This is a genomic window from Paenibacillus tritici (assembly GCF_018207515.1).
GTDB classification, from domain to species: Bacteria; Bacillota; Bacilli; order Paenibacillales; family Paenibacillaceae; genus Paenibacillus_AQ; species Paenibacillus_AQ tritici.
In genome coordinates this window covers 1674056-1689809 of sequence record NZ_CP073365.1, presented here as the reverse complement: position 1 = coordinate 1689809, position 15754 = coordinate 1674056, and the positions used below count along the sequence as shown (strand labels likewise).

The window sequence follows — 15754 nt, the reverse complement described above, 5'->3', positions numbered from 1 at the left end:
TGAATCAACAAGAGTACCGTTGGAGCGATTAGGTTGCCTAATCCTCCAACACCACACCACACCCGCGATTCAGCGCCTCCTGATAATAAAGGGCGCCGATGGCAATATCAAAGGCAGCCATGCCCATCGGATTGAACAGGATTGCTTCCTCCTTCGGGAATTTCGCCAGCGCGTTGCCGCAGACCACCTCGACTATGGAGGTCGTGTCTTCCTTCCGCAGCCCTCTTTGATTATGCATATGTTCAATATCCGTATTCGCACGGCACACTTCATCCCAATCATCGACAATAATGGCAGAGGTGTAGCTTAAGATAGCCGGGGTGAAATCGCGCAGAGACACGTTCAGCAAGAGACTCTGTTCTGTGGGCTTGCGGTCAATATAACCGGAGCTGGAGATCGTACAGGTAATGAACAGATCTGCCCCTTCGTAAGCTTCCTCCCATGAATCCACAGGCCGCACCCTTGTCCCAAGCTCTTCCGGGATATGATCCATAGCACCCGGATTCGGATCAAATATCCGAATCTCCACCAGCCGGTCTCCGAGAAGCTGAGTCAGCATAGACAGATGCAGTTGACCGATGGGACCGAATCCGGTTATACCGGCAACTATTTTATCCGCAAAAGGACGCACCTTCTCATATTCCCGGATCATCAGCCCGCTGACCGATGCCGTGCGAATTCCGGAGATCAGCGGACTGTTGATGACGGCCAGCGGCTTCCCGTTATCGGAGTCATTCAGTATAGTCACCGAGTGGGCCCGGGGGATCTGCCGGGCATGGTTCCCCGGAAAGCTGGCAATCCATTTGATGCCTGCCATAGCGATATCGCCGCCAACGTAGGCCGGCATCGCAATAATACGGCTGCTTGGATCTTTATCGAACAGTAAATACGGCTTAATGGGTTGGGAGAATTCATGGGCGGCCATCACTTGAACCGTTCTCCGTATCATCTCGACACTTCTGCTCCAGGGCAGCTGTATGCTCTGTAAATTTGCAGTATTTAAGTATAACATCGTTAGCCTCCTCAGCTTAAAGGTCTGGCTACAATGTGCAGACCAATCCCATTCTGGATTTCACTGCATTTCTGCTCAGCCTGCGCTGCATCGTCCCCTCCAACGGTAACCCTGCCAATCCAGTCAAAATTAGACCGTGGATAGGATACCTCGCGCCCGGCAGCAATGAAATGCGACTTCAGGATATCCGGCCGCCCCTCTAATGCGTTAAGCCCGGTAACTTCCAGTAACGTCCCGTCCACGGGCGAACAGAATTCCCGGGAAGCGGCTCCGCGGGAGACCGTTGCCGTCAGATTCGGCTCTTCCCCCATATGCATACGAAGCACTTCAACGGGCAGATGGATGCCGGTTGCATACTTAATCATCTCCGGAACAGGGCCTCCGACCATCCGGGGATTGAATTCAATGATCTTGGGACCTTCAGGGGTAAGAGCCACCTCCGTATGGGTCGGGCCAAAATCAACCCCAAGCGCACGTAATCCTTGGCTCACGGCCTCAACAATCTCTGTCTCATTGCTCAATTGAACCGGGAAGCTCGCCCCTGTCTCCACAAAATAAGGAAACCCGACCAGACGGCGGTCCGTAATCCCGATCAGAACATCCTTCCCTTGATAAGTAACCATCTCCACACTAACTAATGGCCCTGCTGCGAACTCCTCAATGAGCACATCGGCACTTCCATAGAGATTCCGCCCATAATTCCTGTTGTTCACGTAACTGTCGTACGCCTGCCGTAGTTCTCTCTCATTGTTAACCAATACCACGCCAATGCTCATGGCCCCGTCGCAGGGTTTAATGATGCAGGGATAGCCCATTGCCTGAGCATGCTGACAAGCTTCCTCAACGCTGCCTGCCAACAATGAGACCGGAACCGGAACACCGTTCTGAATGCATAGTTCTCTGGATTTATATTTATTCCGGGCATTCTTGGCGGCCAGCGGATGCATGGTCGGTACACCAATAGCATGAGCAGCAGCCGTTGCCTGAACCACATAGAATTCTGCAAAAGACATGACTCCCGTTAACGGATGTACTTTGTGGTACTCTTTGACAAAACCAACCACGGCCTCTTCATTGAAGGTGTCCACTTCATGGATGTAATCCACCCTATGAAGCGGATGAGACGCCAGCGGCTGGCCCTTCAGATAATGCTGGATATCCTGGGTAATCAAAGTAACGGTATACCCCAGCTCTCGGCAAGCCTGGATTCCCGTGATCGATTCATTACTTTCTACCAATAACAGATGCTTCACTCCATGCAACCTCCTTCAGTGCAGGCAGAATTTGTACTTCTCTCTCCAGATACTGCAGGAGCTGTGACAGCCTGGCTTGCAGGGACACCGAATCCCCGCCGACGATGATTACGGTCATCACTGCATCCACACTGGAATGGGCAGCGTCCAATAGCTCCCCTGCCTTGACGCGCGGGACATATTCTGTCACCCAATCGAACGGCAGTGTCTCTGGGAGTTTCTTCACCGTCCCCGGACGTTTGGGCATTAGATATACTCCCGCTACCCGTGGCGGACTTGACGTCGGCAGGGTCAGCGGCAAACCGCACTGCGCCCGAACCCACTCCCGGTTCAGATTAACACCGTACATAGCACTGACGGATTCGCTGATCCGTCCGCCTGCGGTGCGGCTGGCAATTTCACACAACACCAGTTCATCCTCCCGGGTATGGAACAACTCACAATGAAAGGTGGATATCCCCGGTGAAGGCAAGGCTTCGATGACTTGTTGGACTTCCTGGACCAGCCGTTGAAAGATCGGGTCGGCGGGGCTTAGCAGCTCAACAAAACATTCCTTCCCGAGGATCTCAACCGGTTGGCAAGAGTATCTCCCCGCAGAAGCAAACCGGATCTCCTGCCCCATCATAAGTCCGTCGATTTCATACATCTCACCCTCAATGTAGGCTTCAACCATAAGTCCGGCGCCAAGCCCGCGTTCCCACACCTCGTTCAATTGCTCCGGGGTCCGTATAATGTCCGTATTCATCGAGCCCATGCCGTCCACCGGTTTGACCACAACCGGCAATCCATGCTCCTGTACGAAATCGTACAAGTGAAGCGGCGAATCCAGCCTGCGGAATGCCGGGCATAACACAGACTGGCTTGCCAGACTTTTCATCCATGCTTTATCCCTGTACGCCATAGCACTCTCCAGCCGTTGTCCGGGTAAGCTCAGCCGTTCGCGCAGACGGGCCGCACGAATCAGATCACTCTCGTCAAGGGCAATGATTAGGCGGTAGGGATGCTCCTCGTACAGCTTCAACGCCTCAATCTCCACCCGGTCGTTCGTCGTCCAATGGTTGAACACCTGCATTATGGCATAAGGCTCAGTGGTCTCACCATATGCTGCCGAGGTATACAGATATACCTCTTCTTCAAGGTCTTCCAGCCATGTCAGATAAGGAGCAAATGCCCGCCTCCTCTGATTCAGAATTAATATCGCCATAGTTTCCCTTCCTCCTTGTGATGAACAGGTGACCGGTTTAACATTACGTACAGGATTAGAGAGAGCCCGGACAGGAGTGCCAACGACAACCAGAAGTAAGACAATATTCCATACAGACTCCACATCTGAATGAGCTGCAGCCCGGTATACACTCCGATGCCTTCTCCAAGCGCCGTTGACAATCCAATGACACTGAAATATGTGATGCGCAGATCCGGGCGGGCAGCAGTAGACACAAACGCATCTATGGTAGGGATGAATAACATTTCGGCAAGGGTGAATAAAGCAACAAATACATAGTAGCCCCCCATAGAACCCACTACTCCATTGATTGTGAACGATAGCCCGAATAGCAGAAAAGCCAGCATCAGCCGGTATCTCTCCCGTGGACCAGATAAAACGGTATTCATCCAGCGCCCGACAGGAATCTGCAGCAGGACTACAAGGATTCCGTTCAGCATAAGAAGGCTTCCCAGCTTCTCCGGTGCGTTCAGATGGGTGCCGATTAAATAAGGGAATGAATTAAATAATTGGGTGAAGAAAAAACAGCCGATGGTGTTGAACAGCAGCACTTTACGGAAGCCTGCATCCAGCAGAACCGCCCGGTATCCCTTCCAGAAGCTTACCGGCTTCCGTTCCCGGTCCAGCAGATCACATCCGGGCGGAACCAGGTTCAACAGGAGGGCTCCCAGAACATAGAACCCGCCAACAAACGTTAACGTGTAGCTCTTCAGGGGACCAGTTAATAGAAAGGTGCCGATTACAGGCCCGGCAATCGCTGCCCCATTCAGATACATATTGGTATTGGCAAAATAAAACAGAGAATTACCATCTTTGCTTCCAACAAGCGAGACAGCCGCCTTCGAGGATAACCCCCTTACCGAGTACCCGACACCCGCAATAATAAGCTGTGCCGTAATCCATACCGGCGAATCCCAGAAGTCTACCAAGGCAATGGAGATTCCGGTTAAATAACAGCCAAACAGCATACATTTGAACGGGTCCAGGTTGTCCAGCAGCGGGCCGGTGAGAAACCTTGCACTGCGGTAGGAGACCGTGAAGATCATCGTAACGAGGGCGGTCACCGAAAGAGGCAGCCCTTTGACCTGAGACAGATAGACCGTCAGTACAGCCGTCATGGCGTAGAAGCCAAGGTGGGTAATCAGCGTATTCAGACAGATGGAAAATATCGGCCGGGGCACCTTTAACCTGTGGAACAGCTTCATAACCCTGCCTTCCTTGTAATCGGCACACCCATCTGCGCCTGTCTGTAGGCTGTCAGATCAGCGGTCATGCGGCCTATTAATTCCTCCGGCGAATGGCGACGCTGTGATCCGCACACTTTGGCAGATTGGCTGCACAGATAACAGGGGCGCGGCGCGGCCCCGATCTCCCTCCTGCCCACTGCTCTTCCCGAATAACTGTAAATATCAATATCCCAATAGGCGCTCAGCGGATGTCCCTGTTCGAATAACAAACAGAACCGCTTCAACGCTGTAGCCTCCCAGGACACCTGCATATAGGCGACCGGACCAACATTTAAGTCTATCCGCTCCACGGACAGCATCTCACAAGCTGATGAAGCCAGCGCTTTCTGCATAGCCCCGATACAGAGCCCGAACAATTCATAGGTGCAATCCAGTCTTTTGCACGGTCCGGGAATATTCATCATGATCTGGATCAGCGAGCCTGCCGCCGGAACCCTCGCCTCTCTAAGCTCAGGGAGGCGCCCACGGTCACGAAGAATGGCAGACATAACGGAGTGGTTCTCCACATACTTCCCCTCCTTGATGCTCGTCCCACAAGTGCAGGGCAACCGTCATGGCCAGAAGATCGGCTGATCCCCCGGGCGACAAGGAACGAAGCTGGAAATCCTTCTCCAGCTTGCGGATATAGGTCCTGCCCTCAGAGGTGAACAGGCTCCCCCGGTCCAGAGCCTCCAAGGCACACGCTTGAGTATAGCTGATCCGCTCCTTGTCAAAGTCACGGTTCAGAAGCGTTGTATCCTGAACGACAGACATCAGGGAGAACAAGCAATGAATAACCGCCGTTCGCATGTCCGCCCCCTGATCAAGCGCAGAACGGAAGGAAGGCAGACCCTGCTGGAGAATGGAAGGAAATCCGTCGATCACTTCACCGCGAATGCCTCTGATCCGCCATTCCTTGTAGGCGCGTCCGCCAGTACTTGTAATCTGTGTCTCCTTCAGGATGTCCGTAAGCTGCTTACGAAGCGGGCTCCCGGCGATCCCTCCGGCAAGCCGGCAGATGTCCTGTGGTTCTGCGCCGCCGGATGGCCCTTGGCTGGTTATTCCCGCAGCCGCACATAGAATCAGCCCCAGGAAGATCGTTCCCTTATGGGTATTCACTCCCCCGGTAGCCCTCAGCATGCCAGCCTCTGCACGCCGCCCGAGCTTCTGGAGCATTCTGAACAGATCTTCCCTGCCGGTTCTGTCCGCAGATTCTTCTATGCCCAAGCGGGCTGCGGCCTGGTAATACGGCTGAATGCGGAGTGCGCTTCGCAGAAAAGTGTAGATATCCATATCCCCGTGAGAACCCGTGCTGACGGCGGAGACCAGTCCGGGAGAAGGCCAGCTCACCGCCTCCGCCAGAACACTGTAAGTCATCGCCTCAGCAAGCGAATAGGATGTATCCTGTTGCGAAGCTGTCATTGTGCGCTCTCCGGGATCGCCTCAGGCCAGTTGTCATGATCCAGGCCATACTGCTGGAGGAAGCTCCAGACTACCCGCTCCAGTCCAAGCCCGATGCAGCCCGACCACGTTTCCGTATTGTCCCTCAGTCTAAAGTTAAAGGTTTTCGCAAAAAAATCACCATGCGTATCATAGGAAGCAATAGAAATCGTGTCGTTTTTATACGGAATATCCGCACGGACCTCGTATTTCACATGCTTGGGAACTTTGAAATTCTGTTTGACCTTAGCCGGGAGGAAGAACGGATCATTGGCTAGAGCGCACTCCCCCTTCAGCCCGACCGTCTCCATCCATTCCATGGTCCACTGCAAGGTTAAATCACGCATCCGGGTTACATAGTCGGGAGTCCCCAGAAATACAAATTCCCGCATCGTGAAATTCAATAACCGTTCCAGCAAGTAGACGCGTTTGCCCTCATTGCGGAAGGACTGGCCTTTGAGTACAAAAGCGGTGTTGTCCTCAAGGACACGATCCTCCATTTCCAGATAGACCTTGTAGCACGGCGCTGATTGCAGTACATAAGGAGGAGCCTCCAGATACTGGCCGCTATCCTCCGGCAGCCTGCCGTTACTCCTCGATACATCCTCTGCGAAGGAGAGCATTTTCTCCTGATCGTGGCTTAAATGGGTGGCCAGCAGCAAATGCATCGGCGCGCTGTGAAAGTAGTTCATTTTCTCGGCGAACGCAGTAGGTAACAAGACCGAATACTGCCGTTCCTGGCAGTCCCCAATCTTCCGGCCGACATAATCAACATAACTCTGGTCAAAATACTCCAGCAGGCGGATGATCGGACGATGATAGGCCAGCTCCTGATTCTTCAGCAAAGTCAGCCAGCCCTGTTCCACCAGATCATCCGAGATATTCATCAGATTGCTGGGCTTGCAGCAGGAACACAGGGACTCCAGAGGCGGCTCGTTCAGCTCAACCACATCCAGCGTATGCTCCCGGGCTTCCTCGGAAGCTGCGGGATGCTCATTAGGCTTGCGGGTGAAGCGTTCCAGGAATGCATCTACTTCCTGTTCGATTTGCTCTCTGGGATAGGCGGACAAATAAGTGATGCTGATACGCTTGCCCTGGATCGGATCGACCTGGACTTTATGGGCGGATACCTGCTGAAGGAACATATGGGTGAAGACAGGGATCTGCAGCTTATTAAGGGTCACAGGATCAGGTAATTCTAATCGGTATGTTGTGAACATAACAGCCTCCTACGCTAATGAAGTTCCGTAAATCTCTTGGACAACGGCAACCTGGTCAGGATGGATGACTGAACGTCCGGTGAAGCCATATTCCCTGGACAGCAGACAATCCTCGCGGAACCCCTCCAGATCGCGGAAGGCCATATAAGTCGTGTCAAAACACTGAAGCTCCATACTCCGGCAGTAAGCTCCCAGCTTCTGCTTGGCGCTAAGCACCTCCCGGGCCGGGTCCAACAGCCCCTTAGCTACACAGTTATTGAAATAATCTGTTCCCCCAAAGGTAAAGGCATAAATATTGTCGCTGGCCTGGTGAATGTCGCCGATATTGGCAATAGCCTCACAGCATTCGATCATGACTTCATAGCTGGGAGTATAGTCCAGACCCAGGTCCCGCAACATCTCCTGCACCTTGCGTTCAATCTGACGCAGATCATCCGCCGTCTTGACCATTGGCAAGCGGATGCGGTCAGGGCGCTGCGGCACAACCTCCTCCAGATCCTGCTCCCAGTGCGGGGTATGAACACTGTTAATGCGGACAATGAGAGTATGCTCCGAGTCCGTGAACTCCTGAAGCGCATTCTTGACCACGTATCTTGCTTCCAGCTTCTTGTCTTCCGGCGTGCCGTCTTCCAGGCAGAGAATAATATTCATAGGATAGAAGGTCATGGCGTACTCTATGTAATTCGGTTTGTATCCCGGAACATAGAAATAGACGAGTTGTTCGGCAGCTAGACTCATCCCGTTACCCCTTCCCGCTGATTCACAGGATTCAGAGAGTAGGCCAATGCTTCGCAGCGGCTGCGGACCACCCACTCATTGGCTCCATTGAACCAGATCTGAGGGGACCTGCCCGCCAGTCCATATTGCTCCAATAGAGGGACGACATAATCATAGACCTGCTGGTCCGGGAGCTCCGGCACCATATTGATGAATTGAATCGCAGGATGCCCTTCTTCGATAACGATTTTAATATCGCTAGATTCTATTGATCCGACACTGACATTCACTAAGAACCGACCTCCAATGCGTAATATAGAGCCTCCAGAAGAAAATAATCGCCCCAGATCTGGGATTCTCCTGCGGTTTGAACGATATGCAGGGGTGAACTGGCGTGCACCAGCACTCCCTCGTGGTCAGGACCCGAAGGAGCATATTCCGCAGAAGTCAAAGTATCCAGTATTCGCTCTGCGTGTTGCAGGAAGGGCTGGCGCAAGGGATCGTGATCGCTTAAGGCTGCGGCGAATTGAAAAAATGCAGAGCAGGTAATGGCAGCGGCCGAAGCATCCTTCAAGGCTGTATCTTCGCCGGACAACATCAGATCCCATGCCGGAACACCATCTGTGCAGACATGGGATAAGTAGAAGGCGGAGAGCTGCTGGACCTTGTGTCTCCACTCCTCTTCACGGTTCAGGACATATAGCTGTACAGCCCCATACAATGCCCATGTATGACCTCTGGCCCAGACCGATTCGGTGCCGAATCTTGCATTCTTGTTATAGGGCTGCTCTGCAGCTCCCGTAAAAGGGTTCATTCGCATGTATTCATAAGTAAAGCCGTCTTCCCTCATCATCGCTTCACTGGTAATACGTGCGGATTCCATGGCAGCGGTATGGTAGCGTGTCTCACCGGTTACCCGGCTGGCCCATAACCACAAACGGATATTCATCATACTGTCAATGCCGGCATAATGCTTCCCTTCAGGCAGCCAATTACACTCCAGATACCCCCCGGAAGCTGAGAATCAAAGAGATGATCGGCAGCTTCAAGCGCGGTGGCCTTATAGGCTTCCTTACCGGTCAGCTCATACCCCAGCGCATAAGAATAATAGAACAGAAATCCAATATCCTGATAATCGCCTTGATTCTTGTAGGGTTCGATCAGGCCGATCCAGTGGTCCGCCTCCTCCAGATAGATTGGATCGCCGGTCAGCTGGTAGAGCCGGTAGAGCAAGCCGATAAAAAATCCGGACGACCACTTATCCCCGAGAATATATTTTCCGTGATGCGTGACATAGGGAAGTCTGATCTCCTCTGAAGGCGGTAATGAAGCAAGCCTGGTAAGCTGCTGTCGGGCCTGTCTTACTGCACGGTCAACGACATTGCGGCGTAACGAAACAGAAATTGGGTCCACCCCCGGCTCAAATTTTGACAGTGTGTTTATCCAGTTCAATCGCGTTCTTCTCCAGCCATTCATCCGAGAAAATAGTATTGTAATAGCGGTCTCCCCGGTCAGGCAGAATCGCCAGCACTTTCTCAGTAGCGGGCAGGCGCTCTGCAAGCTTAAGCGCAGCGAACACCGCCGCACCTGCAGAACCTCCAACCAGCAGCCCTTCCTCCTTCACCAGTCTGCGGGTAGTAGCGAAGGCCTCCGCATCCGACACATGGGTAACCTCATCGTACAAATGTCTCCGCATATTGCCCGGTACAATGGCTGAACCAATGCCGATCTGATACCGGACACCCGGCGGCATTCCAAAGGTAACGGAGCCGACTGCATCCACAGCCATTATTTTGATCTGCGGAATATGCTCCTTCAGCCCCAAGCTGCAACCGGTGATTAAGCCACAGGTCCCTGCGGGAATCACCGCCCAGTGAAGCTCCTTGCCGAAGGCTTCATAGATCTCCCGTGAGGTGGTTTGGATGTGCGCTTCCGGATTGCTGGGATTATTATACTGATTCGGCCAGAATGCCCCGAGCTGCTGGACGAGAGCTTGCACCTTGTCTATGCGCGCTCTAAGAAAGTTTCCGTACTCGTCAGCCTGCTCCACCATCACGGTCTCTGCGCCATAAGCCTGGATAATGCTGAGATTGACCGGGCTTATTTTGGGATCGACTACACAAATCAGCTTGTACCCTTTTTGCCGGGCCACAAGCGCAAGCCCGATCGCCAGATTCCCGGAGGAAGATTCAACAATCGTGCCGCCGGGTTGCAGCAGACCCGCTTCCTCCGCTTGGCTGATAATGTACAGCGCCGTGCGGTCCTTCATGCTGCCTCCGGGATTAAGTCCCTCCAGCTTAATGAATACCTGCGCCCCCAGCGGCTGTGGAAGATAATTCAATTTAACAATCGGTGTGTTCCCAATCAATTGCAGCACATTATCGTAGATCAAATCTCTCACCTCCAAAGGAATAATCTCATATAATTTTCTATAAAAAGTAAAATAAATACATGTGCATCATACCCTTTTATCCTAATAAATGTAAATATATCAAACTTTTTTATCGTTTTGATTAAAATTTTATATATGTTGAGAGTAAGTTCAACGTGAGCACTTGGATGGACGCTGCGTGAACGGACCGTTGTTCCAATCGCTGTTGTCCCCAGATTTTATTGATTCTCCTTAGCGGTGAAAATCCGGGGACAAAGGCGACCGCTACCGCTTTTACACAATCGTTCCGTCCTCTCCGCTGTTTAAGCGGGATACGAAAACACTTTTTCAACATCTATAATCTATTGAATCAAGCAATCGACCAAAAAACAGAAAACAGCGATTCTCCAATAATGGAAGAATCGCTGCGTTTTTAACGTTTGATGCTTTTGAGAACTTTGAGAATCTGACTTGTTCAAATACTTTGTAATATACCCATTCACACACTTAAAATTTGGAACAATAATCACAAAAGAAAAAACATTGCTGCTACAAAAAAAGCTAGAATTGCCGTTATCCCACACGTAAACAACAACAGCTCGAGTTTTTGTTCCTGCAGATGATTTGCAAATAGGATTCCGGTTGCAGTCCATATTATGAGAATCGTAATGTAAAAGAATATAGAGTCATAAAGAGTTACGAATAAACCGCCTCCTAAAGATAATAATATCCTGATTATTAAATACCATATCCCAGCCCCCCAAGCGGCACTGCAAATAACAAAAATCAGACTAATGACCATGAGTTACTCCTCTTAATCCTTCTCAAATCCTTCTAACAATTTATCGGTTCTACCTCCTAATTTATGTATGCCCTCACCACTTAGCTTTATAGAATTCACGATAGAACTTCATGAGGTTGTGGACACAATATGATGTCAAAAAAATAACCAATTACGATCGTTTCCGATTCAAATTGGTTATTTTAGGTAATTTATTCAACGGACCTCAAAAGTAGCCAACTTCGCGTCCTTCATTCACATCAACTTTCTTCAATACAGCCGCGGCAGCGTGTCTAACGTAACCGAGAAGGGATGCTCATAAGCACGCCGAAGCTCCTCCTTAGTCGTCCATTCTTCGGTAGAGCCGAAGTCGCCCGACCAGGTCATATACCACACCCACGGAATAAGCGTCTCCGACAGGCGGGGGATGCTCGGGAGAACACCAATCTCTCCAAGCGCGGTTAGTTTGTTCGCCGGTGTAATCTGTACCAGCCGATGATACTCGTCCGCCAAGTCAGTGTGAGTGTACTTGGGCGGATAGGTATCCAGCGAGATAATATCACAGACATCGTCGCCTACATACCCTTCGGGCAGCGGTGAATTCCACACCCATATCAGGTTGTTCAAGCCATGATGATTTGTATACCGCTCATACATCATACGATACAACTGCAGGGCAACTTTGGGGCCTTTGGCGCCCCACCAGAACCATTCTCCCTCCGATTCATGAAAAGGGCGCCATAAAATAGGGATCTGTTGCTCACAGAATGGCTTTAACAATTCCGCCATATGATCCATATCAGCCACTAGCATTGTATGTTCTTCTGTTCCTTCAGTCACTGCCCGGGAGGCGTCAAATGTGGTGTGTTCGGTGTAGAATCCTTTATCCCGGCTGCCGAAGGGTGAGAACCAGTGCCAGGTAAAGGTAAGAAGTCCATGTTTATTCAAAACCCAGTCCCAGGCCTGATCCAGCGTATTTTTATTTTCCTCCACCTCAATCAGGCAATCTTCGCTGGCATCCTCATAGTTAATATTAGGGGAGTATGCAAGCAATTCAAATCCGCAGAGAGCCGGCAGTTTTCCGGTTACCTCTTCAATATACCTCAGCTCTTTCTGTACGGTAGTCTGAGTATGCTGTCCCGTAATAATCCCCTTGCCGGATAGTTCGCTTAAATAGCGCAATACGTTTTTTACTTCCTGAGTTGCATTTGGATTGCAAGGTGCTGCATGAATCCTATCATTCATTGTCCAGACTCCATTCATTATTGTATTCAATCCCGATTAATTAAGGATTAATCAAATTTAAGTGCATCAGCAGACGCTTTATCATGACAACCGCCTGCGCACGGTCTACCCGGTCTTGAACCGCAAGCTGATCAGGGGTTAAGCCAGGGGCAGCCTGTGCGGGTTCCATGGTATGCCCTGCGAATGCCGCAGCGCGGTCAATCAGATCCGTCATTTGCTGGCGTGTAATCCAAGCATCCGGCCGGAAGGTACCGTCCGGATAACCGGTAATCAGCCCTGCCTCATGAGCACCGGCAATCGCCCCGGTATACCACTTGCCTAACGGAACATCGGAGAATGGAGCGGTTGCCCCGGAAGCCTGGAGACTCAGAGCTCTTGCCATTAACATAATAAACTCAGCCCGTGTCATATACTGGTCGGGAGCAAAGTGATGGGCGTCCATCCCATGGACAAGCAGCTTGTTCGCCATGAATTCGATATCCTCCTTGGCCCAGTGACCACGGAGATCGTCAAACATCCGGTCTGGTTGGCCTGTCGTATAAATACCGCCGCCGTTACGTTTAATTGTTATAACCGTGGCGCCATTCGCTGACTGGGTTACAGCGGGCACAAAGGACAGCTCTCCTGTGGCGGGATCAATCCCTACTGCTGTTAACCCGTTGCCGGCAGATTGGGGAATTGTGAACGTATGGGATATATACCGGCTGCCGAAATGATTAAGCTCGAATGATTGTTCTCCAGCATACGCAACGACTTTCAATTCAAACATCTCAGAGTCCAACCGGACTCCCTTATCCTTAGCCCGCATACTGATCTCTTCGGCTTGCCTGCTGCCCAGCTTCCTCATCTGAAGCGAGATCTGCACATCAGCAGTCTGGGCTCCCAGATGTTCTGCAGCCTCAGCGGCATTGATCAGGGCAACCGGGAAACGGTAGGAAGCCGTGTCCCACTCGATCAGGATTGCCGCATCCGGCGTGATGGCGGCTGCTTGTACGAGTGCCGATGCCGGGAACCTGAACTCTGCCGCCTCACTTTTATCTGCCTGAATCACGAAGAGCTGCGACTCTGCAGGCTTGTTCATCTGTTGTCTAAGTGAGGCAATCAGAGCTGCCCCGTCGACCTGGATAACCTGCGTTTTGGAAGGGTCCGCCTTCCCCTTATCCACGGTGCTTCCTGAATGATTTATCGCTTTCCAGTCCGGGAGCTCTTCCTTCTCCGGCTCGTGTTTTTGTGAGGAATACAGATCAGGCGGAAGCTCGTCAAGGGTGACCACATTGTCGTGCTCATACACCTTTTTCAAATGCTCCGGTGAATTTGTAATTCCATCCTTAATAAAGCTGCCGGTCCAGGTAGTGAAAAAACTCCAGTGTGCATTATAAGCCTGCAGCATTTCCGGATCAGGGATCGGCCCGTTTTCTGCCAGTCCGATGACCTTTCTGCCGTTCACCAGTGAAACCAGACTTTCGTACTTTGCGATGCTGGGATTGTAATCCCCTGCCGGGTTATATATATCAATACTGGCAATGTCCACGATATCATCTCCCGGATACCACTCCGGCTTCTCGGAGTTCCACACCCAAATGAGGTTATTCAGATGGTGATGGTTAGTCAGCCGGTCATACATCAATCTCCATAGCTGTTTTGCCGGTTCCGGCCCCTTGGCCCCCCACCAGAACCAGCCGCCCTCCGCTTCATGAAGCGGCCGCCACAACACCGGTACTCCTGCATCCTGCAGCCGTTTCAGCTGGAACGCAATGGCATCCATATCACGGAGAAGCAACTGATAATCCTCGGAATCCGGATGGTTGAGCGCATACTCTACATCAAAGGTCGTATAGTCCGTATAGAATCCTTTATACCATTCATGACCTGGCTCTTCCCCGCCAATTCCCTTGGGCGCGTTCCAGTGCCAGCACAGCGATATAATTCCGCCGCGCTTGTGCCAAGCGATGATTTTCTCAATTTCGGTTGAAGTAGCCCCCTTCTCGACACGCGAGGGGGAGTAGTCCATAACATCGGTGGCGAGTATCGCCGGATATTTCCCGGTTTGCCGGAAGATCCACTCAGCATCCTCCAGCGTTTGCTGACCCGAAATCAATTTCCGGCCATACTGGCGATCCAGAAAGTTCATTAACGACCGGGCTTCGGGACTTGCGTCCGGATTAATCAGGGTTGTTGACACAACGGGCCGCTCCGGCGCAGCCGCAGCCGTCAGCTTAACGTAGTCGATATTGTACCAACCCCAGTTAGCCAGGAATTCAATGACGTTATCGCCTTCCTTGAGCCATGTTTTTCCGGCAGGAATCTCCTTATAACCGGCCGTCTCCGGCAGAGTAATTTCAGTGGTGTTCCCGTTCAACACGATACTGGTCTTCTTCTCGCCATTTGGCGAGCTATACCTTATGAGAATATCGAACATTCCGGCAGCAGGAGCTTTATAATTCAGGGTCAGTGATCCGGATTGCTGAAAGGCCGCGTATCCGTCTCCCGAATATCCGGACCCGTCAGCCCCTATCGAGACGCTGCCGCTCATCATACCTTCCTCTGCCTCAAGCAGGTTTCCAGCCGCCTGGGCATTGGCCGGTTCAAGCAGGATGAACTCGATCCCTTAATAGCCCCAGCCCCGGGTAATCTTAATTGTATTTTCTCCAGCGTTAAGCAGTACTTTGCTGACCATTTTCTCGGCCCGGACGGTGCCTGCCGCAGGCGCATCCAGCATAAGTTCTCCAGCACCAGTCCCGTTAACCTGTATCCCGGTTGCTTTTCCGCCGTAGCCTTCGGGGATATAGTAGCCTATGCTTAGCTTATATAATCCGGCCTCTGGAGCATTCACCTTAAAGGTTGCATTACCGGCCTCTTCCGGTGAAGAAGCATTTTCCGCGAAAAAGAAGGAAATATAGCCGTCACCGTCGTAGAGCTGGTCATGATCCTCATAGACAGGACCGCGTTTCTCGATGCCATAACCGTTCAACACTGCATCCGCATAAGTGGCTTGGATGACGCTCGGCTGCTCATTATTCGTGAAGGCAGCAGCCTTTGAATCACCCTCACCCAGGTTGGTCAGTAAAGTAAAAAGGATCATTAAACACAGCGAGCCTACTAGCTTTCTTTTGATGTATAACCGCATCAGCTTTCCTCCCGGCAGATTAAATTGCAGCACGGTTTTTCCGCATTATTAACCGCTTACATTAATATTGTGCTCTCTCACTCGTTTGTGTCTAATGAGCTTCTCTCTATAGAACAGCGGGCTCGTCCCCCTCTTGT

15 protein-coding genes are annotated in these 15754 nt (G+C 51.5%); all 15 read right to left on the bottom strand.

Translation table 11 applies throughout. The annotated features are described in order from the left end of the window. Window positions 1-37 precede the first annotated feature (37 nt). On the bottom strand, window positions 38-1012 hold the full coding sequence (locus KDC22_RS07285; protein ID WP_211722546.1) for a 2,3-diaminopropionate biosynthesis protein SbnB: 975 nt from the start codon (window positions 1010-1012) through the stop codon (window positions 38-40). Window positions 1013-1023: 11 nt separating this feature from the next. Beyond that, entirely contained in the window at window positions 1024-2265 is a 1242-nt protein-coding gene (locus tag KDC22_RS07280) for an ATP-grasp domain-containing protein (RefSeq protein ID WP_211722545.1), read from the bottom strand. Then, window positions 2237-3469 carry an ATP-grasp domain-containing protein gene (locus KDC22_RS07275; protein ID WP_211722544.1) on the bottom strand — a complete coding sequence of 411 codons (1233 nt, stop codon included), beginning with the start codon at window positions 3467-3469 and terminating at the stop codon, window positions 2237-2239. Before KDC22_RS07275 ends, KDC22_RS07280 begins: the two co-directional genes overlap by 29 nt. Continuing rightward, window positions 3457-4695, bottom strand: a complete 1239-nt coding sequence (locus KDC22_RS07270) for an MFS transporter (RefSeq protein WP_211722543.1) — start codon at window positions 4693-4695, stop codon at window positions 3457-3459. The genes KDC22_RS07275 and KDC22_RS07270 overlap by 13 nt, the downstream gene beginning before the upstream one ends. Beyond that, window positions 4692-5243, bottom strand: a complete 552-nt coding sequence (gene citX, locus KDC22_RS07265) for a citrate lyase holo-[acyl-carrier protein] synthase (protein ID WP_211722542.1) — start codon at window positions 5241-5243, stop codon at window positions 4692-4694. Before citX ends, KDC22_RS07270 begins: the two co-directional genes overlap by 4 nt. Continuing rightward, window positions 5206-6138 (bottom strand): triphosphoribosyl-dephospho-CoA synthase, encoded by a 933-nt coding sequence (locus tag KDC22_RS07260; protein ID WP_211722541.1) that lies wholly within the window; start codon window positions 6136-6138, stop codon window positions 5206-5208. Before KDC22_RS07260 ends, citX begins: the two co-directional genes overlap by 38 nt. Next, window positions 6135-7376 (bottom strand): hypothetical protein, encoded by a 1242-nt coding sequence (locus KDC22_RS07255; protein ID WP_211722540.1) that lies wholly within the window; start codon window positions 7374-7376, stop codon window positions 6135-6137. Before KDC22_RS07255 ends, KDC22_RS07260 begins: the two co-directional genes overlap by 4 nt. 9 nt (window positions 7377-7385) lie before the next feature. Next, window positions 7386-8114: an HpcH/HpaI aldolase/citrate lyase family protein gene (locus tag KDC22_RS07250; protein ID WP_211722539.1), complete on the bottom strand. Its 729-nt coding sequence runs from the start codon at window positions 8112-8114 to the stop codon at window positions 7386-7388. Next, the gene (locus KDC22_RS07245; protein WP_173130892.1) at window positions 8111-8383 is read right to left on the bottom strand and encodes a hypothetical protein; all 273 of its coding nucleotides are present in this window, start codon (window positions 8381-8383) and stop codon (window positions 8111-8113) included. Before KDC22_RS07245 ends, KDC22_RS07250 begins: the two co-directional genes overlap by 4 nt. After that, a complete protein-coding gene (locus KDC22_RS07240) occupies window positions 8383-9045 on the bottom strand; it encodes a glycoside hydrolase family 88 protein (RefSeq protein WP_211722538.1) in 663 nt (220 codons plus the stop codon). Before KDC22_RS07240 ends, KDC22_RS07245 begins: the two co-directional genes overlap by 1 nt. After that, window positions 9042-9506: a glycoside hydrolase family 88 protein gene (locus KDC22_RS07235; RefSeq protein ID WP_211722537.1), complete on the bottom strand. Its 465-nt coding sequence runs from the start codon at window positions 9504-9506 to the stop codon at window positions 9042-9044. Before KDC22_RS07235 ends, KDC22_RS07240 begins: the two co-directional genes overlap by 4 nt. 7 nt (window positions 9507-9513) lie before the next feature. Next, the gene (sbnA, locus tag KDC22_RS07230; RefSeq protein WP_173130886.1) at window positions 9514-10485 is read right to left on the bottom strand and encodes a 2,3-diaminopropionate biosynthesis protein SbnA; all 972 of its coding nucleotides are present in this window, start codon (window positions 10483-10485) and stop codon (window positions 9514-9516) included. Window positions 10486-11515: 1030 nt separating this feature from the next. After that, window positions 11516-12490, bottom strand: a complete 975-nt coding sequence (locus tag KDC22_RS07225) for a glycosyl hydrolase (protein ID WP_211722536.1) — start codon at window positions 12488-12490, stop codon at window positions 11516-11518. 40 nt (window positions 12491-12530) lie between these two features. Next, window positions 12531-15047: a glycosyl hydrolase gene (locus KDC22_RS07220; protein WP_281425111.1), complete on the bottom strand. Its 2517-nt coding sequence runs from the start codon at window positions 15045-15047 to the stop codon at window positions 12531-12533. Between the two features lie 51 nt (window positions 15048-15098). After that, window positions 15099-15650 (bottom strand): CBM35 domain-containing protein, encoded by a 552-nt coding sequence (locus KDC22_RS07215; RefSeq protein ID WP_211722534.1) that lies wholly within the window; start codon window positions 15648-15650, stop codon window positions 15099-15101. Window positions 15651-15754: the final 104 nt, after the last annotated feature.